A 17,225-nucleotide genomic window follows, 5' to 3' on the forward strand; every position below is an offset into this window, starting at 1 on the left:
CGGGCGCGGGCGGGGGTTCGGGTACGGGCGCGGGTATGGGCGGGCGGGGCCCGGTGGCGGCGGGCGGGGCGTCAGCTCGCGGGCAGTCGCGCGGTGAAGGGGTCCGCCCCGGTCCTGGCGTCCGGGGCGCCGTAGCCGAAGAGCCAGGTGGTGCCGTCCGGGCCGGTGGTGAACACGCCCGGTTGGGTGAAGGCGAACGGGGCGGGGGCCACCGCCCAGGAGGACCCGGTCCACCGCTGGACGGGGGAGTCTCCGCTGTAGCCCACGCCCCAGACCTCCGTGCCGCGCAGGGACAGCCCGAGGAAGTAGTGCGGGTCGGTGGCCGGCGGCGTGCGGGTGCCGTTCCAGGCGGTGCCGTCCCAGCGGGTGGCGAAGGCGTTCCGGAGGCCGGACTGGCTGTACCGGCCGGTGCCGCCGGCCAGCCACACCTCGGAGGGGCCCGCGACCAGCAGGTCGAGCACCCGCACGTCGAGGTTCGGGTACGACGGCGCGGCCACCTGGGACCAGGCGCTGCCGTCCCAGTGCACGACGAACGGCCGGTACAGCGCGCCGGAGGACGCCTGGTAGTCGCCGGCCGCCCAGACGTCGCCGGGCCCGGCGACCCGCACCGCGGTGAGCTGGGAGGTGCCGGGCGGCAGCGGGAGGGCGGCGCCCTCCCAGGACGAGCCGTTCCACCGCGCGGCGGCAGCGGACGAGCCGGCCCGGCCCACCGCCCAGACGGCGCTCCCGGCCCCGGCCACGGCGAAGCCGGAGAACGCGCCGCCGGCGGTGCCGGGCACCGTGCTCCGGCTCCAGCCCTGCCCGTCCCAGTGGACGGCCAGTCCGCTGTCGCCCACGGCCCACACGTCGGCCGGGCCGGCCGCGGTGGCGGCGTACAGCCGGCCGCTGGCCCCGGTGACCGCGCCCTCGACCTCCGTCCACCGGGCTCCGTCCCAGCTCCACACCGCGGGCACGTCGTACGGGACCGGCCCCCAGAAGGCGACCTGGTACCCGACGGCGAAGCCGGCCGCGGCGCCGGTCATCGCCAGGCCGCTGACGCCGAAGTCGTTCCGCAGCGGGAACGGCGTCACCTGCCACTGCGGCGTCGCCTGTTCCCGCGGTGCCGACCGCTCCCGGGCGGTGGCCGCCGCCGCCCCGGTGGGCGCCGCCGCGCCCCACGCGAGGGCGGGAACGGCGGCCGCGGCGGTCCGCAGCACGGACCTGCGGCTGATGCTCATGTCTCGTCTCCTCTTCCTGTCCCGTCGTCCTGTCCCGGCCGTGCGCTCTCGCCGGCTCACCGGCCATGCTGTCCGGGCGCGCTGACACCGTGCTGACCGACCGACCGGCCCGCGCCGTCCGGACGCCGGGGGGTCACGCCCGCAGGCGGCCCGCCTCGTGGACCAGCGGCGGCGCCACCGCGTCCGCGGCGCGCTCGAACAGGGCGCCGCTGCGGCTGCCGGCCGCGGTGCGCACCCAACGCCAGCCCCGCGCGCGGTAGTAGGCGTGCAGGGCGGCGTTGTCGCTCCACACGTTCGCCCGCAGCAGGGCGGCGCCCGCCCGCGCGGCCCGCCAGGAGGCCCAGTCGCCCAGGCGGGTGCCGATGCCGTGCCCGGCGTACCGGCGGTCCACCGTGAAGGAGCTCACGTAGCGGGCCGGGAGGGCGAGTTCCTCGCCGGTCCACAGCCGGGGGCTGCCGGTGGGGCGCAGCGTGAGGGTGGCGACGGCCTCGCCGTGCGGCGACAGCGCGGCGACCACGGTCAGGCCGAGGGCGATCAGTGCCAGGCCGCGCTGGGCGTCGTACGGGTCCGACCACTGGGCCGAGCCGTGCTCCAGGGCGATCCACGCGGCGGCCTCCGCGCGCAGGGCGGCCAGCCGGGGCAGGTCGGCGGGCACCGCGGTGCGGACGTACAGCGGGTCGGACCGCGGGTCGGGGCGCGGGTTCACCACGGCGCGCGGGGGGCGGCGGCGGAGGGACCCGCGGAGGCGGAGGGGACGGCGGCGGGGCCGGAGGGCCCGGGCAGGCCGTACGGTTCGAGGGGTTCGAGGACGAAGCCCGCGCGCAGCGCGTCCAGCAGCTTGCGTCCGGGCGCGGTGAGCGCGGTGCCGTCGGGGGTGGTCAGCGGATGCCGGGCGACGATCCGGGCGAGCGGCACCCCCGGGTGCAACACCATGCCGGGGGAGGGGAGTTGCAGCAGCACGCAGTCGTCGGGCCCGCACTCCAGCAGGCCGAACCCGGCACCGCAGTACCGCAGCCGCCCGTCCTTGAGCCGGTGCAGGCCGCCGGCGGGCGCCGCCGCCACCCGCACCGGGGCGCCGGTGTGCCGCACCACCAGCTGCACGGCGCCCGCCGCGTCCGTACGCGGCTCGCCGCCGGTGGCGTGGCCGTAGAGCTCCAGCACGTGCCGCAGCGCGGACGGCAGCGCGCGCTCCGCCAGCTCCAGCTCGCCCAGCAGCCAGGTCGAGCCCTGCATACGGCAGTTGAGCTCCAGCAGCAGCGGACGCTCGCCGTCCAGGACGAAGTCGGCGCCGAACAGGCCCCGGTAGCCGAGCGCGGCCAGCGCCTCGCCGACGCGCCGCGCCGCGGCGGCGGCCCGGGCCAGGGCGAGCGGCGCCAGCAGGGCGGGGGCCGCGAAGTCGCAGCCGGAGTAGGCGCCGAAGGGCGCGCCGACACCCTCGATACGGGTCAGCTGGACGGACGGGCGCAGTACCCGCACCGTGCTGTCCGCCGACACCAGCACGTGCACGTTGAGCGCGACGCCCTCGACGTAGCCGCTCACCAGCCAGGGCCCGCCGCCGACTTGGCGGATCGGCTGCAGGTCCGCCTCGTCGACGACCAGGTGGGTGCCCTTGCCGCTGGAGCCCACCGGCGTCTGCACCACGTAGGGGGAGCCGAAGCGGCGGCGCAGCTCCCGGTGGTCGAGCGCCGGGACCACCGCGTCCGCCGGGGTCGCGGCCCCCACCGACCGCAGCCACGCGCGCTGCGCCCGCTTGTCGCTCAGCATCGGCAGGGCCACGTGCGAGGGCGGCTCCAGCAGGCGGGTGCCGAGCGCGCCGAGTGCCGTGCGCCACTCGGGTTTCATCGCCGAGTAGGGCAGCAGCGCCAGTTCCCGGCCCCGCCAGTCGCCACCCGCCGCGCCCGCGCCCCCGTCCGCGCCCCCGTCCTCGTCCTCGTCCTCGTCCAGGGTGCCGGCGAGCGCGCGGAGCACCGTGTGGACCCCGGCCCCCGCCGGGGTGTGGTCGCGCACCCCCCGCTCCGGTTCCAGCGCGTGGAAGGAGGCCCCGAACTCGCCCGCCCAGCCCGTGTCCGGGCCCTCCACGCTCACCACCGCGGACAGGCAGCCGGTGCGCAGCAGCGGCAGCACGTTCAGGGGACGGGCACAGCACGACAGTCCGGGCAGGGCCCGCAGCCGGGCCACCGCTTCGTCACAGGATGTGATCACCCACGCGATTATGGAGAGCCCGGGACGGCGCTCGCCGCCACCGCACGCCCCGCCCCGCCCCGCACGAGGCACGCCCCGCCCCCGCCCTCACCCGAACGAAGGAGCCCCCCGTGTTGACGGCCCGTCGGGCCCGCTGTCGGCACCCGGCAGTACCGTGCACGAATGAACAGCAGCACCGCCCCCGACCCGAACCGCCCCGCCGAACGCCCCGCCGAACACGCCGCCACCCGCACCGCCGCACCCACCTGGCGGGTCACCGAGACCGCCGGCCTGGAGACCTCCTGGATCGACCTCGGCCCCACCGCCCTGACCGCCCACGGCCGCGCCGCCGCCGCCGAGCCCGCCCCGTACTGGCTCGACTACCGGCTCGACACCGGCGACGGCTTCACCACCCGCCGCATGCACGTCACCGCCCGCACCCACGACACCACCCGCACCCTCGACCTGCGCCGCGACGAGACCACCGGCCGCTGGACCGTCGACGGCACCCCCCGACCCGACCTCGACGGCGCCCTCGACTGCGACCTCGGCCTGTCCCCGCTCACCAACACCCCGCCCGTGCTGCGCCACGGCCTCCACCTGGGCCCCGGCGAGCACCACTTCCTGATGGCCTGGATCCGCGTGCCCGAGCTGGTCGTCGTGCCCTCCCGCCAGACCTACACCCACCTGCGCCGCCACGAGGACGGCCGCGCCACCGTCCGCTACGCCTCCGGCGACTACCGGGCGGACCTGCTGCTGGACGCGGACGGCCTGGTCGCCGAGTACCCGGGCCTGGCCCACCGCATCGCCTGACGGGCCAGGGCCCGGGGCCCCAGGCCCGGCGCGGGCCTGAGGCCGGGGGTGTTCAGACCGCGGTGCGCCCGCCGTCCACCGGCAGGAGGGCGCCGTGGACGAAGCCCGCCGCGTCGCCGGCCAGGAAGACGACCGCGGCGGCGATCTCCTCGGCCTCGGCGGGCCGGCCCGCCGGCGCCTCGGCCGCCATGTCGCTGAGGCCCTCGCCCATGACCGCCGTGCCCTCGGTGCGGGTGGGCCCCGCGCCGACGGCGTTGACCCGCACGCCGCGCGGCCCGTACTCGGCGGCCCAGGTGCGGGTCAGCAGGTTGACCGCCGCCTTGCTGGAGCCGTACAGGGACATGCCCGGCGCGCCGTGGGAGGCGGCCTGGGTGCTGATGTTGACGATCGCCCCGGCGCCGCGCGCGGCCATCGCCGGGGCCAGCTCGGCCACCAGGAAGTAGGGCGCCCGCACGTTGAGGGCGTAGACGGCGTCGAACTCCTCCTCGGTCGTCTCCTCGGTCGGCCCGAACGGGTAGACGCCGGCGTTGTTGACCAGGATGTCCACCCGGCCGCCGCCCAGCGCGGTGGCCGTACGGGCGAGGCGCCGCACCGCGGCGACGTCGCGCAGCTCGGCGGCGACGAAGTCGGCCCTGCCGCCGCCCGCCCGGATCGCGGCCACCACCGCCTCGCCGCGCGCCGCGTCGCGGCCCGCGACCAGCACGTGCGCGCCCTGCTCGGCCAGCGCGGTCGCGGTGGCCGCGCCGATGCCGCTCGTCGCGCCGGTCACCAGCGCGACCCTGCCCGCGAGGGAGGAGGAGATCATGACCACGGCCCTTCGGAGAACGGGGTGCTTCGCAGCGGGGGCGGGCGCGCGCCCGGCGCCCGCCCCTCCAGCGAACCACGCCCGGCGGTGCGGCGCCCCGTCGTCCAGGCGGCGCGGCACGGGCGGACGCGCCCGCCGCCGCACGGGAGCCCGCCCGCCGTCCGGGTGCCCCGGCCCCGGATTCCCCGGCCCCGGGGCTCAGGTGCCGTAGGCGCGCGGGAGGACGTCCACCGCCTCGGCGGCCACCTCCCGCACGTCCGCGTCCGGCCGGTGCTCCAGCGGCCCGGTCAGCGGGGCGAGGAGGTGCCCGGCGGCGGCGCGGTCGGGGTCGGGGTCGCGGGGGTGGGCCGGGGCGGGCCGTTCCGACCATCCCCGTGAAGGCCTCACGCGTACGAGTGAACGAGCTGGACCGGACGCCTTTCGACCACGTACAACTGCGCCCACAGGGCCTCCCGTTGAGCGATCCGCCACCCTCCGGCCCTGCCGCCCCACGCACCCCGAGGAGGGCCCGATGGCCGCCGAGATCACCTACGAGGAACTCGCCACCCTGGTCAGGACCCGCGCCGGCGTCCAGGTCACCGCCGAGGAACTCGCCGAACCGGGCCGCATGTTCCTCGACCTCGGCGTCGACTCGCTCGGCGTGCTGGGCGTCCTCGCCGACGTGGAGAACCGTTACGGCGTCTCCGTCGACAGCGCGGAGCTGCTCGGGCGTCCCGTCGCCGAGTTCCTCAAGGACGTCAACGCCCAGGTGGCGTCCGGCTCCTGAACGACCCGGAGCGGGAAGCCGGCCCGGCCGTCCGGGTACCGGCCCGTACGACTCGACCGCCTCGGCGGCGCCCGGTGTCGTGATCATGGAGAACGGCAGCAACTTCCAGCAGGTCCGGGACCCGCAGGGCGGCCAGTGCTACCCCGGCCTCGGCGCCGACACCGCCATCGCCAACCGGACCGGCGGCACCATCCTGCTCTTCCCCGACGGCAACTGTCAGACGAGAATCCTCAACCCCCTGGGGCCGGGCGAGTTCCGGCCGGACGAGAACGTCGGCAGCTTCCTGGCCCTGGACTGACCTCGCGTCACCCCCGTCCGTCCGCCCGCCCTCCGGCCCGAACACCGGAGGGCGGGCGGACGGGCGCGTCCGGCCCCGCGCGCGTGCCTCAGATCGCGAGCGGGTCCGCGCACACCGCCAGGTCGTGGACCGTCGCCGCGAAGCGGGGTGCCACCGCGCCGGGGCCGAGGACGTCACGGGCCGCCGTCAGCAGCGCGTTGCGCAGCCGCCCGTGCGCGGCGAGGTAGCCGAGCTGGGTGAGCGCCGCCGACTGCAGCGCCCGCGCCCGCCGCTCCACCGGCGCCGGGACGGCCGACGGGATCGCGCAGGCGCCGACCACCGGGTCCAGCAGCAGCACCGCCCGCGCGTAGTCCGGCACCGCGCCCCCGCCGCCACCGCCCCCGCCGTCGTACGCGCGCTGCGCCGCGTCCACCGCCCGCCGCGCGCCGTCCTGTTCGGAGCCGTACCGTTCCGTGCCGTCCCGGTGTGCGCCGTCCGCGGCCGCGAGCTGCGCCCGGGCGGTGACGGCCGGCCGGGCGGCGCCCAGGGCGGTGCCGGTCAGGCGCGCCCACACCTCGCGCACGGTGCGGGAGGGGGTGTCCAGGTGGCCGGGGGCGGCGAGCAGCGGGGCGACGGCGCCCGCGTCGGGCAGGGCGCCGGCGGCGGCGCGGTGGGCGGCCAGCCACGCGGACACGTACGGGGCGCCCCACACCGGGTGCCCGTAGGCGCCGAGTCCGACCTCGGCCGGGGTGCCGAAGGCGGCGGCGGTGGCGTCCAGCAGTTCGGCGCGGGCCGGGCCGGGGGCGCCGAGCAGTCCGGCGCCGGCCAGGTACACGGCGCGGTACGCGGGCAGGTAGAGGTTCAGTTCGGCGGGGGAGGCGTGCCCGCCCGCGGGCCGCAGGACCATCCGCACCCCGGCGGCCTCGACCGCGTACAGGCCCTCCTGCCAGGGGATCCCGGTCCAGGCGGGCCAGTGGGCCCGGGGCGTAGGGGCGGACAGCGGGCCGCCGACGGTGTCGGTGGGGGCGAGGAAGTCCGGCCGGCCGGTGGAGACGGTGCGGCCGAGGTCGGAGCCGGCCAGGGCGAGCGGGCCGATGCCGAGCCGGGTGCCGTAGGCGTAGTCGACCAGGCGGGCCTGCCGGGCGCCCTCGGTGACCTGGCGCAGCACCGCGTCGGCGAGGAACCCGTCGGGCGCGTACACCGCGAGGTCGGCGGGCGGTCCGGCGGGCAGGCCGGCGCGGGATCCGGTGAACAGCCCGCGCACGCCGCCGAAGTGGTCCACCCCGCTCTGGGTGTGGACCACGGCCCGCACCGGGCGGGTGTCCCCGGTGGTGGAGCGGTACAGGGCCAGGGCGGCGCGGGCCGTCTCGTACGAGCCGAGCGGGTCGATCACCAGCAGGGCGCGGGGGCCGGTGACGACGGTCAGGTTGGCGAGGTCGAAGCCGCGCACCTGGTAGAGGCCGTCGGCGACCCGGAACAGGCCCGAGGGGACGGCGAGCCGGCCCTGGCGGCGCAGCGCAGCCGCCACCGGGGAGCCGTCGTCGGCGGGGGTGTCGGAGGTGTGGAAGTCGAAGGCGTGGAAGTGCCAGACCGCCTCCTCGCCGTCCAGGGACGGCAGGGCCCGGTAGGGCGGGGCGGCGAGCAGGCCGCGTTGGGCGTTCTCGAAGTCGGCCGGGGCGTCGGGGAGTTCCTTGGCGCCGGCCAGGTTCCGTCGCGTGACGTACGCGGTCGGCTCCATGGGCACGAAGGTGTCGGCCACGGGCTTGCCCTCCTCAAGGCGTGACGGTCTCCGCGCGCTGCCCCGCGCGCGGAGACCGCCGACACTAGGGGTGACGGGCCGTATACACAACGGCAGGGGTGTGTGGAATGCGTGCGGGGTCGCGGCCGGTGCCGGGCTGCGGGGGTCCATCACCCGTTCGGGTGGCCGCGTGGCGGCTTCCGGTGCGGGCGGCGGGCGCGTGGGTAGCGTCGGGCCATGATCGCGGACTCGTCAACCGTCCTGACGTGTCGACGATTTGACTTATTGTCACATCAGTTAAGAGGCATCGTCGCATGGCAGAGAAGCGCCTGAAGTCCTGGGGCAACAACCGCTCCGGCCAGCTCGGGGACGGCACCTGGGCCGACCTCCGCACCACGGCCACCACCGTCCTCGGGCTCACCAGCGCCGAGGTGGTGAAGATCGCCGCCGGCGGCGCCGGTGCGAGCCTCGGGTACGGGCTGGCCCTGCTGACGGACCGTACGGTGCAGTCCTGGGGCGTCAACGGCTCGGGCCAGCTCGGCGACGGCACCGTGTTCAGCCACAACGCCCCCGGCCAGGTGGTCGACGTCTCCGACGCCACCGACATCGCGGCCGGCGGCGCGCACAGCCTCGCCCTGCTCGCCGACGGCACCGTGGTGGCCTGGGGGCAGAACACCCACGGCCAGCTCGGCAACGGGACGAACTCCGACAGCGGCGTCCCGGTCCGGGTCGAGGGCCTGCACAAGGTCGTCGCCATCGCCGCCGGCCTCCACCACAGCCTGGCGCTGCGCGAGGACGGCACCGTGTGGGCCTGGGGCTACAACGGCAACGGCCAGCTGGGCGACGGGACTTCGGCGAGCCGCGGCCTCCCGGCGCCGGTCACCGGCCTGACCGGCGTGAGCCGGATCGCCGCCGGGGCCGGCCACAACCTCGTCCTGGTCGGCAAGCCGGGCGCCGGCGCCTCGGTGAAGGCCTGGGGCTACAACGCCACCGGCCAGCTCGGCGACAACACCACCATCAACCGCTTCACCCCGGTCGCCACCCGGCCGACCTGGTCGGGCGGCGTCTCGCAGATCGCGGCCGGCTGCAACCACAGCATGGCCGTGGTCGACGACGACAGCCGCCTCAAGGCCTGGGGCCAGAACACCGCCGGCCAACTCGGCGACGGCACCACCGTCTTCCGCGTCCTGCCCGTCACCGTCCCCGGCCTGACGGACGTCCGGCTGGTGGCCGCCGGCCGGGAGCACACCGTGGCGCTGTCCGGCACCAGCACCGTGCACTCCTGGGGCAGCAACGGCTCCGGCCAGCTCGGCGACGGCACCACCACCGACAGCAGCACCCCGGTGCCCACCCTCACCGCGCTCACCGGCATCGACAAGATCGCCGCACCGGTGGGCGGCGACTTCAGCCTCGCCAACTGAGGCCCCGGGCGGGCGGCGTGGCGGGTTTCGTGCTCAGAGCGGGATGACGTCGACGGCCTGCGGCCCCTTGGGGCCCTGCTCCACCTGGTACTCCACCCGCTCGCCCTCCGTCAGGCTCCGGAACCCGCCCCCGACGATGCTCGAGTAGTGGACGAAGACGTCCGGGCCGGGGATGTCCGGCGTGATGAAGCCGAACCCCTTCTCGGCGTTGAACCACTTCACGGTGCCGAAGTTGACCAGGGCCCGGCGGCCCTCCGCCGCCACCGGCCCGGGCGCGGACCGGTCCGCGGTCGCCTGTGCGGGGGTCGCCCGCGTCGGGGTCGCCTGTGCGGGGGCTGCCTGTGCCGGGGCGCAGAGCGCGATCAGGGCCGCGAGGGCGAGGAGCGGCACGCACACCACGGCCGTCACGCGGCCGCGGACAAGGGAGAGAGGGGACATCGCGCACTTCCTGACGGGACGTAGCCGATCGCCCACTCACAGTGCGGGCGGGGGCCGTTCTCCCGCAAGCGCCCGGAGCGGGAAGTCGGCCCGGCCGACTTCCCGCGTCCCGGCGCCACGACGGGAACCTCAGCAGCCCCGGCCGCCCCTCCTGCCACAATGCGCGGTGAGCGTTCTCGTAGCCGCCACCATGCAGACAGTGAGGTCATCATGTCGAAGGTCAAACTGAGTACCAACCACGGCGACATCGTCCTGCGCCTCGACGCGGAGAAGGCCCCGGCGACGGTGGAGAACTTCCTCCGGTACGTCACGGACGGCTTCTACGACGGGACGGTCTTCCATCGGGTCATCGACAACTTCATGGTCCAGGGCGGCGGGATGGAGCCCGGACTGAAGCGGAAGGAGACCCGCGCGCCCATCGAGAACGAGGCCGACAACGGCCTGAAGAACGTCAAGTACTCGGTGGCGATGGCCCGCACGGGGGACCCGCACTCGGCCACCGCCCAGTTCTTCATCAACGTCGCCGACAACGACTTCCTCAACCACAGCGGCAAGAACCCCCAGGGCTGGGGCTACGCCGTCTTCGGCGAGGTGGTCGAGGGCCAGGAGGTCGTGGACGCCATCAGGGCCGTCGCCACGGGCTCCAGGGCCGGCCACCAGGACGTCCCCAAGGAGGACGTGGTCCTGGTGAAGGCCGAGGTCGTCGAGTAGGGCGGACGAGCGGGCGGGGAGCGGTCGGGAGTGGGAAGTCGGCCCGGCCGACTTCCCACTCCGCGCGGCGCGCCGGAGCAGGGCCGGGAAAGCCCGGAGGCCGGAACGCGGAAATCCGGATGACCGCGGCCGCCACCGCCCCCGACAATGGCGCATGCTGACCGACCACTGGCCGCTGCTGGGCCTGCGCCTGCGCACCCCCCGCCTCGAACTGCGCCTGCCCGCCGACGACGAACTCGCCGCCCTGGCCGACCTCGCCGCCCAAGGCGTCCACGAACCGGACCGGATGCCCTTCATCGTCCCGTGGACCGACCTCCCCCCGGCCCAGCGCGCCCGCTCCGTGGTCCAGCACCACTGGCTGCGCCTGGGCAACTGGTCCCCGGACGACTGGGCGCTGAACCTGGCCGTCTTCGAGAACGGCCGGGTCGTCGGCCTGCAGACCGTCGCCGCCCGCGACTTCGCCGTCCTGCGGCAGGCCTCCACCGGCTCCTGGCTCGGCGCGCGGCACCAGCGGCAGGGCATCGGCACCGAGATGCGCGCCGCCGTCCTGCACCTGGCCTTCGCGGGCCTGGGCGCGACGGAGGCGGTGTCGGGCGCCTTCGAGGACAACCCCTCCTCGTACGCCGTGTCGCGCAAGCACGGCTACGAACCCGACGGCGTCGACCGCCACGTGGTCCGCGGGCGCGGCGTGACGGAGCGGCGGCTGAGGCTCACCCGGGAGCGCTGGCAGGCGCGGCGCGAGGTCCCCGTCACCGTCGACGGGCTGGCGCCCTGCTTGCCGCTGTTCGGCCTGCCGGGCGACCGCGGCGAGGGCATTTCAGACCCCGCGTGAGTGGGGCCTTTGGGGCGGTACGGTCAGGCGATGTACACGCTGCCGCCGAACCGCACGACCACCCGCGGCTGTCCGTTCACTCGTTCGTGAGCACCGGAAAGCGGCGCCGAGGCCTGGCAGACTCGACCGCATGCCCGAACAGACCCCCGTCCCGGCAGCGGACGAGGGCGACGCCCTGCGCCCCTACGCGGCCCACTACCCCGACGTGGCGCGGGCCGGGTCGCTGCTGAACGCCCTTCGGGCACAAGCCGATCGGGCGGGGCTCCGGCTCGGGGGCGAGCCGGCCGTCGAGCCGGGCCGGCGCCGGACGGCGGCGCGGGTGAGCGCCGGGGACCGGTCGACACGGGTCGGGATGACGGCGAGGGAGCGCGGCTTCGACGTCAGCTGCTGGGCGGGCGGAGTCCACCTGGCCACCGGCAGCACCGGCGACCTCGCCGAGGCCGCCGGGGCGGTGGCCACCTGGCAGGCGGGGTCCCGCCTCGCCGAACTCCTCGCGCGGTGGCCCTTCCTACGGACCTGGGAACTGGCCGAGGCCCACGAACGGGGCGACGCCGTGCCGGTCCGGTGGCGCCGACTGCGCGAGTCCGCCACGCACGAGCGCCGGCACGAAACCGGCCTGCGGGAACTCGTCGAGGCGGCCCACGCGCAGCCACGCCTGCGGGCCCTGTCGCCGGGCCGGAGCATGTACTGGCTCACCTTCAGCCGCCGGGCGGCGCCGCCGATCTCCTACGACCTGCCGAGGGTCGCGCCACTCGGCGACGGCCGCTACCGGGTGCGGTTCGACGACGGGCGGCTGCAGGACGTCGACGGCGCGGAGGCGGCCGTCGCGGCGGTCGTCGACGCGCTGCCCGACGACGCCGTGCCCTCCTGAGCCGACGACCGCTACGAGTTCCTGGCCACCTGCCGCGCCACTGCGGTCCCCTGGCCGCACGCGAGCGCCGTCGTCAACTACCGGGCCGGGCCGCCCTGCCCCGCCCCGCGTCCTGCGGCCAGGCGGGCGGCGCGGCCTCCCGGGTGCGCGAACACCATGTGCGTCGACAAACGATGAACCGCACATGTCACGGCGTTCACTGCGCCGTCCACCGTTCGTTGACCGGCCGGCCGGATCGTTCACCACGGCGCGGAACACAGCCCGCGCAACCCACCCACGACCCACGGAATCGAGGGAGACCATGCGTATCTCCGCACGTACCGCCGCGCTGGCCGCGGTGACCGCCATCGGGCTCGGCACCATCGCCACCGGCACCGCCCAGGCCGCCCCGGCCCCCGCCCAGGCCGCCCTCTCGGCCGCCCGCAGCACCACGGTCCACCTGCACAACGGCACCGGCTGCATGCTCAACCGGACCGACTACTCGCTGTCCCACGGCATCTGGACCCAGGGCCAGGAGCCGCCGCAGTGGCTGGGCAACACCGGGGACGCCGTCTTCCAGTCGGAGAGCAACGGCTTCATGACCGGCACCGAGGGCTCGGTGACGTTCCAGGCATCCAACTGCGAGGAGGGCTGGCGCAACGGCGCAACCGTCAGGCTGCACTGGAACAACCCCTACACCGGCTCCAACGGCTACGACGACAACGGCACCACCCAGGGCATGTTCCGCACGACCCGCGACAGCGGCTCCGGCAACAACGCCGACGTCTACTGGGGCGCCTGGAAGGCCTGACCCGGCCCCCGGGCACCGCCGATCGCACCGCTGCGCCGCCCACCCGGCGCAGGCGCGCGAAGGACGGTGCCCCGTGGCTCGATGCCGAACGGCCCGGACAGCCCGGGCCGTTCGGCACCCGGAGCGGCCCGGCCGCTCCCGGTGACGAACGGGGCTGGTCCGGAAACCCGCTTGGCCGGCCGCCCCTGAGCTGCGAGGATGCCTCCGTTTCCCAGACGGAGGACAGTTGTTCGTTTTTGTGTGCGCGGGGTGCGGGGCCGAGCTGACCACCGCACTGTTCCAGGTCGCCCTGCCCGTCCATGCCCACCAGAAGTACGGGAACGGGCTCCAACTCCCCGTGCTGATGGAACCCGGCACGTTCGCCGTGGACCCGGAGCCCTGGGGGCCGCCTTGGCGGCGGTGGGAGGAGGTCCGTCCCGACGAGGCGGCCGCCCGCGGCATCCACGCGCCGGTCCCCGCCCTGTCCGACGGCCCGCCCGGCGCGGTCGTCATCGCTCCGGGGGACGCGCGCAACACCCTGCTGATCCCGGAGGGGCGCGGCGGCTCCTGCTGCGGCCTCGACGGTGCCGACGGCCCCAACACGGCCTGTGCGGCCTGCGGTCGGCCGGTGGCGAGCCGGGTCGACGACTGCTCGCTCTGGCAGGCGGTGTGGCTCGCGCCGGACGCCGTGCGTCGCCTCCCTGTCGACGGAGAGCCCGTCGCGCCGCTGTCCTGGACGGAGGCGGTGGCGGAGGGGAAGGGCACGCCCCCGTTCGAGCCGATCGCCACGTGGGGCGGCCCGCGGCTGGGGTCGGGCCACTTCTGGTCGTGGAGCCCGCAGTGGGAGGCCGCGGCCGGCCGGGCCCTCGCCCACCTGCTGGCGGCCTCGGAACGCCGTCCGGTGACCGTCCCGCACGGCCTGGCCGCGGAGGTGTTCCAACGCGCCCTCGACGCCCTGCTGCCCGCGGGCCCGTCGCCGCTGCGCGCCGTCCTGGCCGGACCGGGACTGCCCGCCCCCGACAGCGGGGCCGACATCCTCCTCGTGCCGACCCACCCCCGGACGGGAGAAGCCTGGGCCCCGCCCGCTCAGGCCTCCCACGCGTACCCGGTGCCGCTGCCGGTCGGGGTGTGGCGGTGGCTGGCCTTCCCCGAGCCGCACCTGCCCGTCCCCGCGTCGGGCGGCATGCCCGACGGCGTCCTGCGCGACGACCCGCCCGCTCCGCGCACCCGTTACCCCTTCCGGGCCGACGCGGGCGTGTTCCGGCACACCCTGGCCCGGCTGCCGGCCGTCCGGTACCCGTGGTTGCGGGAGATCCTGGAGAACCTCACCCAGTACGTGCGCGCGGGCCTCTTCTGATGTAGGCCCCGGGCCCGAACGGACCCTCGTGTCGATGAGCGGGAGGGTCCGTCATCCCACTCCGGGCCCGCGGCGAGGCTGCCTGTTGCCCACCGGTGTCCGACGGAGCACCCCGCCCCGTGCTCGGAACAACGAGCGGGGCACGCTGCTGCCGTCCCGCTCGGAGTGACGTGCCGTCACCACGCCACGGGAGGCGCAGGAAGTCGGCCCGGCCGACTTCCTACTCCAGAGCGCCGTTCAGCGGCGCGCGCGTTCGTGGTGGACGAGGCCGGCGCTCGTGCAGGTGGGGGTGAATCCGGCCTTGGCGAGGACCCGGCCGGAGGCGGGGTTGGCCTCCCGGTGGACGGCGAGCACCCGGGCGGGCAGGCCGTCGCCGGTGAGGAACTGCCGTACGGCGGCGGTGGCGTGGCCGCTGCCCCGGGCGTCCTCGCGCACGACGTAGCTGAGCCGGCCGGTGCCGCGGCCGGGGTCGAGCCGGAGCCGGACGACGCCGAGCAGGTCCCCGCCCACCTCGATGCCGCGAACGAGGAGCCCGGGGTCCGTGGCGGCCTCGCGGACGTAGGCGAGGGCCTGGACGCCGGTCATCGCGCCGAACCACACATCCCTGGCGGACCCGTCGGCATGGATGCGGCGAACCGACTCGGCGTCGCCGTCGGCCAGTTCACGCAGCCGCAGCACCGGAGCGGGCCGCCGTATCAGGCGAAGACGAGGCGGAAGACCTGGTTGTAGATGAAGAAGCCGCCCGGCTGGCCGGGGATCGGCTGCAGGTTGAAGGTCTCGGTGAACTGCATCGGCTTGTCGAAGGCGTTGTCGACGGCGAGGTTGCCGGTCACCAGGACCAGGACGCCGCCGCCCGGGGCGGGCTGGGCGTCGGAGGAGGCGACGCTGTGCTTGACGACGGCGAGTTCGGGCTTGTTGATCGTCTCGATGATGCCCGCCTGCCCCTGAACCTGCTTGCCCTCCCAGGTGAGCATCGACTCGGGGCGGTAGAGGCTCGCCAGGTTGTTGCGGGTGGCGCTGCCGCCGTCGAAGGTCGCGTAGTAGTGCTGGACGAACGAGTTCGCGATGCTGGTGAAGTCCATGGGCCGGAACGTAGCAACGCGACCGTGCCGAGCACCCGCAGTGGACCGTTCTTGTCGTGCTCCGGTCGCCTGTGTGGTAGCGAGTGGGAAGTCGGCCTGGCCGACTTCCCACTCCGACGCGGCCGTTCTAGCAGGGGCTGAGCCAGTAGACCCAGCCCCAGGGGGCCGCGCGGTCCTCGCTGTAGCCGCCGGGCGAGGTCCAGCCGACGTTGCCGTCGGCGCCGTAGAACCTGGCGTACAGGGTGGACCGCTGGTTGTTGATCCACGATCCGGTCCCGGTCCAGTAGATGCGGACCGGGTAGTTGCAGGTGAACAGGCGCAGTTCCTCGCCCGTGAAGTTCGTGCCGCTGTACGCGCACACGTAGGTGTACGGGCAGCCCGAGGACAGGGCGGGGGAGTCGCCCTTGGCGGCGAGGTCGCGGGCCCGCTCCTCCCCGGGCAGCGGGAGCAGCAGCTCGCCGCCGGGCAGGGCGATCTTGTTGACGGCCACCTGGCTCGCCCCGGGGGTCTTGGCGAGGTAGTCGTCGACCCGGTCCTGCAGGCTCCTGGCCTGGGCACCGCTCAGCCCCAGGTCCCGGGCCTGCGCCGAGAAGCCCGCCTGGCCGGCGCCCGAGCCACCAGCGCCGGTGGCGGCGGACGCGGCCGGGGCGACGCACACCGCCAGGGCGGCCGCGACGGCGAAGGGCACCGCGAGTAGACGCTTCTTCATGGTTCCCGCTTTCAGGCGTTTCAGCATGAAACCTCCTTGTAGGGGTCCTTCGGAAGCCCATCCTGTCCGGGCGCGGAAGCGGCGGTCTTGTAGGAATGCGTACGGCCGCTTGGCACCGGGGCGCGTGGAGCCGTGATCACGTGGCCGGGAAAAAGGGTTGGACGGGACGAGGCCCGGGCTTGTAGCTTGCAGTCGACCGTGACACCGCCCGAGGAGGTGAGACCCATGACCGCAGTACCGATATGGGTGCTCCCCTTGGGGTTCACGGCCGGCGACTGACGCAGGGTGTCGCCGGGAGCGCCGCGATGAGCAGGCAACTCCCGAAAGGCCACACCGATGCACTCTTCCCAGCCCCTTCACTTCACCGCCGAGTCCACGGCGGAGGGCATGACCGAACGCGACTTCACCGTGGGCGGCGTCCCCGGCGTGCTCTGGTCACCCGCCTCCCCTGCCACCGGCACCGGTCGCGCGCCCCTGGTCCTGATGGGCCACGGCGGCGGCGCCCACAAGAAGCACCCCTCCATGGCGGGCCGGGCGCGGCTCCTGACGGCCGGCTGCGGCTTCCACGTCGCCGTCCTCGACGCACCCGGGCACGGCGACCGGCCGCGCAGCGCGCAGGACGAGGCGGACATCGCCGAACTGCGCGCGGCGCAGGCGGCGGGCGAGCCGGAGGGCCCGGTCGTCGTCCGCTACAACGCCCGCCTGGCCGAGCTCGCCGTACCCGAGTGGCAGGCGGCGCTGGACGCCCTCCAGGAGCTGCCGGAGATCGGCGCCGACGGGCCGGTGGGCTACGTCGGCATCGCCATGGGCACCGCGCTCGGCGTGCCGCTGGTGGCGGCCGAGCCCAGGATCACGGCCGCGGTCTTCGGGCTGATGTGGCCCGACGCCCTGGTCGAGCAGGCGCGGCGGATCACCGTCCCGATCGAGTTCGCCATGCAGTGGGACGACGAGCGCATCCCGCGCGAGGCCGCCCTCGCACTCTTCGACGCCTTCGCCTCGACGGAGAAGACACTGCACGCCAACGCGGGCAAGCACTTCGACTTCCCCAGGTCAGAGGCCGACAGCGCGGCCCGCTTCCTCACCCGGCACCTCGGCCCGACGGCCACCTCGCCGGCGTGACGCGCGCGGTCGCGGGGGGCGGGGGGGGGGCGCCGGCGCCGCCCCCCCCCCCCCCACGCCCCCCCCCCCCCCCCCCCCGCCGCCCCGGGGGGGGCCCCCCCCCCCCCCCCCCCCACCCA

The 17,225-nt window shown here is 75.7% G+C and carries 20 protein-coding genes; 10 read left to right on the top strand and 10 right to left on the bottom strand.

Translation table 11 applies throughout. The features are described 5' to 3' along the window. Positions 1 to 71: 71 nt before the first annotated feature. The 3 genes from ACFVXH_RS06825 to ACFVXH_RS06835 all read right to left on the bottom strand — a co-directional run bounded on the left by ACFVXH_RS06825 (position 72) and on the right by ACFVXH_RS06835 (position 3,419). Positions 72 to 1,217 (bottom strand): hypothetical protein, encoded by a 1,146-nt coding sequence (locus tag ACFVXH_RS06825; RefSeq protein WP_074001123.1) that lies wholly within the window; start codon positions 1,215 to 1,217, stop codon positions 72 to 74. A gap of 133 nt (positions 1,218 to 1,350) precedes the next feature. Next, the gene (locus ACFVXH_RS06830) at positions 1,351 to 1,926 is read right to left on the bottom strand and encodes a GNAT family N-acetyltransferase (RefSeq protein ID WP_387820882.1); all 576 of its coding nucleotides are present in this window, start codon (positions 1,924 to 1,926) and stop codon (positions 1,351 to 1,353) included. Beyond that, the gene (locus tag ACFVXH_RS06835; RefSeq protein ID WP_387820885.1) at positions 1,920 to 3,419 is read right to left on the bottom strand and encodes an ATP-grasp domain-containing protein; all 1,500 of its coding nucleotides are present in this window, start codon (positions 3,417 to 3,419) and stop codon (positions 1,920 to 1,922) included. Before ACFVXH_RS06835 ends, ACFVXH_RS06830 begins: the two co-directional genes overlap by 7 nt. Positions 3,420 to 3,581: 162 nt before the next feature. Here ACFVXH_RS06835 and ACFVXH_RS06840 point away from each other — a divergent pair, with 162 nt between their 5' ends. Beyond that, complete coding sequence (locus tag ACFVXH_RS06840; RefSeq protein ID WP_387820888.1) at positions 3,582 to 4,211, top strand: putative glycolipid-binding domain-containing protein; 630 nt, start codon at positions 3,582 to 3,584, stop codon at positions 4,209 to 4,211. 52 nt (positions 4,212 to 4,263) lie between these two features. Here the strand turns inward: ACFVXH_RS06840 and ACFVXH_RS06845 are convergent, their stop codons facing one another. Next, positions 4,264 to 5,016, bottom strand: a complete 753-nt coding sequence (locus ACFVXH_RS06845; protein ID WP_387820891.1) for an SDR family NAD(P)-dependent oxidoreductase — start codon at positions 5,014 to 5,016, stop codon at positions 4,264 to 4,266. A 198-nt stretch (positions 5,017 to 5,214) separates the two neighbouring features. Further along, positions 5,215 to 5,403: a hypothetical protein gene (locus tag ACFVXH_RS06850; RefSeq protein WP_387820894.1), complete on the bottom strand. Its 189-nt coding sequence runs from the start codon at positions 5,401 to 5,403 to the stop codon at positions 5,215 to 5,217. A 124-nt stretch (positions 5,404 to 5,527) separates the two neighbouring features. Here ACFVXH_RS06850 and ACFVXH_RS06855 point away from each other — a divergent pair, with 124 nt between their 5' ends. Both ACFVXH_RS06855 and ACFVXH_RS06860 read left to right on the top strand, forming a co-directional pair. Beyond that, positions 5,528 to 5,782: an acyl carrier protein gene (locus tag ACFVXH_RS06855; RefSeq protein WP_049661285.1), complete on the top strand. Its 255-nt coding sequence runs from the start codon at positions 5,528 to 5,530 to the stop codon at positions 5,780 to 5,782. 85 nt (positions 5,783 to 5,867) lie between these two features. After that, the gene (locus ACFVXH_RS06860) at positions 5,868 to 6,080 is read left to right on the top strand and encodes a hypothetical protein (RefSeq protein ID WP_380779898.1); all 213 of its coding nucleotides are present in this window, start codon (positions 5,868 to 5,870) and stop codon (positions 6,078 to 6,080) included. Between the two features lie 88 nt (positions 6,081 to 6,168). Here the strand turns inward: ACFVXH_RS06860 and ACFVXH_RS06865 are convergent, their stop codons facing one another. Continuing rightward, positions 6,169 to 7,818, bottom strand: coding sequence for a hypothetical protein (locus ACFVXH_RS06865; RefSeq protein WP_387820899.1), 1,650 nt, complete (start codon positions 7,816 to 7,818; stop codon positions 6,169 to 6,171). Between the two features lie 293 nt (positions 7,819 to 8,111). On the opposite strand from ACFVXH_RS06865, the gene ACFVXH_RS06870 reads away from it, so the two are divergent. Then, positions 8,112 to 9,218 (top strand): RCC1 domain-containing protein, encoded by a 1,107-nt coding sequence (locus ACFVXH_RS06870; protein WP_387820902.1) that lies wholly within the window; start codon positions 8,112 to 8,114, stop codon positions 9,216 to 9,218. A 33-nt stretch (positions 9,219 to 9,251) separates the two neighbouring features. On the opposite strand, the gene ACFVXH_RS06875 is transcribed toward ACFVXH_RS06870, so the two are convergent. Further along, a complete protein-coding gene (locus tag ACFVXH_RS06875; protein WP_387821639.1) occupies positions 9,252 to 9,458 on the bottom strand; it encodes a cold-shock protein in 207 nt (68 codons plus the stop codon). A 408-nt stretch (positions 9,459 to 9,866) separates the two neighbouring features. Between ACFVXH_RS06875 and ACFVXH_RS06880 the strand changes: the two genes are divergently transcribed. The 5 genes from ACFVXH_RS06880 (at position 9,867) to ACFVXH_RS06900 (ending at position 14,196) form a co-directional block, all read left to right on the top strand. Next, a complete protein-coding gene (locus ACFVXH_RS06880; protein WP_049650895.1) occupies positions 9,867 to 10,367 on the top strand; it encodes a peptidylprolyl isomerase in 501 nt (166 codons plus the stop codon). Positions 10,368 to 10,521: 154 nt separating this feature from the next. Next, entirely contained in the window at positions 10,522 to 11,199 is a 678-nt protein-coding gene (locus ACFVXH_RS06885; RefSeq protein ID WP_387820905.1) for a GNAT family N-acetyltransferase, read from the top strand. Between the two features lie 130 nt (positions 11,200 to 11,329). Next, a complete protein-coding gene (locus ACFVXH_RS06890) occupies positions 11,330 to 12,070 on the top strand; it encodes a DUF6193 family natural product biosynthesis protein (protein WP_387820907.1) in 741 nt (246 codons plus the stop codon). Between the two features lie 301 nt (positions 12,071 to 12,371). Next, positions 12,372 to 12,860 carry a hypothetical protein gene (locus ACFVXH_RS06895; protein ID WP_387820909.1) on the top strand — a complete coding sequence of 163 codons (489 nt, stop codon included), beginning with the start codon at positions 12,372 to 12,374 and terminating at the stop codon, positions 12,858 to 12,860. A 226-nt stretch (positions 12,861 to 13,086) separates the two neighbouring features. Then, positions 13,087 to 14,196, top strand: a complete 1,110-nt coding sequence (locus tag ACFVXH_RS06900) for a hypothetical protein (protein WP_387820912.1) — start codon at positions 13,087 to 13,089, stop codon at positions 14,194 to 14,196. A gap of 237 nt (positions 14,197 to 14,433) precedes the next feature. Here the strand turns inward: ACFVXH_RS06900 and ACFVXH_RS06905 are convergent, their stop codons facing one another. The 3 genes from ACFVXH_RS06905 to ACFVXH_RS06915 all read right to left on the bottom strand — a co-directional run bounded on the left by ACFVXH_RS06905 (position 14,434) and on the right by ACFVXH_RS06915 (position 15,987). Then, on the bottom strand, positions 14,434 to 14,874 hold the full coding sequence (locus tag ACFVXH_RS06905; protein ID WP_387820915.1) for a GNAT family N-acetyltransferase: 441 nt from the start codon (positions 14,872 to 14,874) through the stop codon (positions 14,434 to 14,436). Positions 14,875 to 14,891: 17 nt separating this feature from the next. Continuing rightward, positions 14,892 to 15,278 carry a nuclear transport factor 2 family protein gene (locus tag ACFVXH_RS06910; protein WP_387820918.1) on the bottom strand — a complete coding sequence of 129 codons (387 nt, stop codon included), beginning with the start codon at positions 15,276 to 15,278 and terminating at the stop codon, positions 14,892 to 14,894. A gap of 127 nt (positions 15,279 to 15,405) precedes the next feature. Further along, positions 15,406 to 15,987, bottom strand: a complete 582-nt coding sequence (locus ACFVXH_RS06915) for a peptidase inhibitor family I36 protein (protein WP_387820921.1) — start codon at positions 15,985 to 15,987, stop codon at positions 15,406 to 15,408. A 336-nt stretch (positions 15,988 to 16,323) separates the two neighbouring features. On the opposite strand from ACFVXH_RS06915, the gene ACFVXH_RS06920 reads away from it, so the two are divergent. Further along, entirely contained in the window at positions 16,324 to 17,106 is a 783-nt protein-coding gene (locus ACFVXH_RS06920) for an alpha/beta hydrolase (RefSeq protein WP_387820924.1), read from the top strand. Positions 17,107 to 17,225: the final 119 nt, after the last annotated feature.

Source organism: Kitasatospora sp. NPDC058184, assembly GCF_042883725.1.
Taxonomy (GTDB): domain Bacteria; phylum Actinomycetota; class Actinomycetes; order Streptomycetales; family Streptomycetaceae; genus Kitasatospora.

What these genes read in the sequence shown, in the direction of transcription:
- ACFVXH_RS06895 (WP_387820909.1), top strand. Translation starts at nt 12,372, where the DNA reads ATGCGTATCTCCGCACGTACCGCCGCGCTGGCCGCGGTGACCGCCATC.
- ACFVXH_RS06890 (WP_387820907.1), top strand. Translation starts at nt 11,330, where the DNA reads ATGCCCGAACAGACCCCCGTCCCGGCAGCGGACGAGGGCGACGCCCTG.
- ACFVXH_RS06860 (WP_380779898.1), top strand. Translation starts at nt 5,868, where the DNA reads ATGGAGAACGGCAGCAACTTCCAGCAGGTCCGGGACCCGCAGGGCGGC.
- ACFVXH_RS06910 (WP_387820918.1), bottom strand. Translation starts at nt 15,278, where the DNA reads ATGGACTTCACCAGCATCGCGAACTCGTTCGTCCAGCACTACTACGCG.
- ACFVXH_RS06840 (WP_387820888.1), top strand. Translation starts at nt 3,582, where the DNA reads ATGAACAGCAGCACCGCCCCCGACCCGAACCGCCCCGCCGAACGCCCC.
- ACFVXH_RS06825 (WP_074001123.1), bottom strand. Translation starts at nt 1,217, where the DNA reads ATGAGCATCAGCCGCAGGTCCGTGCTGCGGACCGCCGCGGCCGCCGTT.
- ACFVXH_RS06870 (WP_387820902.1), top strand. Translation starts at nt 8,112, where the DNA reads ATGGCAGAGAAGCGCCTGAAGTCCTGGGGCAACAACCGCTCCGGCCAG.
- ACFVXH_RS06880 (WP_049650895.1), top strand. Translation starts at nt 9,867, where the DNA reads ATGTCGAAGGTCAAACTGAGTACCAACCACGGCGACATCGTCCTGCGC.
- ACFVXH_RS06915 (WP_387820921.1), bottom strand. Translation starts at nt 15,987, where the DNA reads ATGAAGAAGCGTCTACTCGCGGTGCCCTTCGCCGTCGCGGCCGCCCTG.
- ACFVXH_RS06855 (WP_049661285.1), top strand. Translation starts at nt 5,528, where the DNA reads ATGGCCGCCGAGATCACCTACGAGGAACTCGCCACCCTGGTCAGGACC.
- ACFVXH_RS06920 (WP_387820924.1), top strand. Translation starts at nt 16,324, where the DNA reads ATGCACTCTTCCCAGCCCCTTCACTTCACCGCCGAGTCCACGGCGGAG.
- ACFVXH_RS06885 (WP_387820905.1), top strand. Translation starts at nt 10,522, where the DNA reads ATGCTGACCGACCACTGGCCGCTGCTGGGCCTGCGCCTGCGCACCCCC.
- ACFVXH_RS06845 (WP_387820891.1), bottom strand. Translation starts at nt 5,016, where the DNA reads ATGATCTCCTCCTCCCTCGCGGGCAGGGTCGCGCTGGTGACCGGCGCG.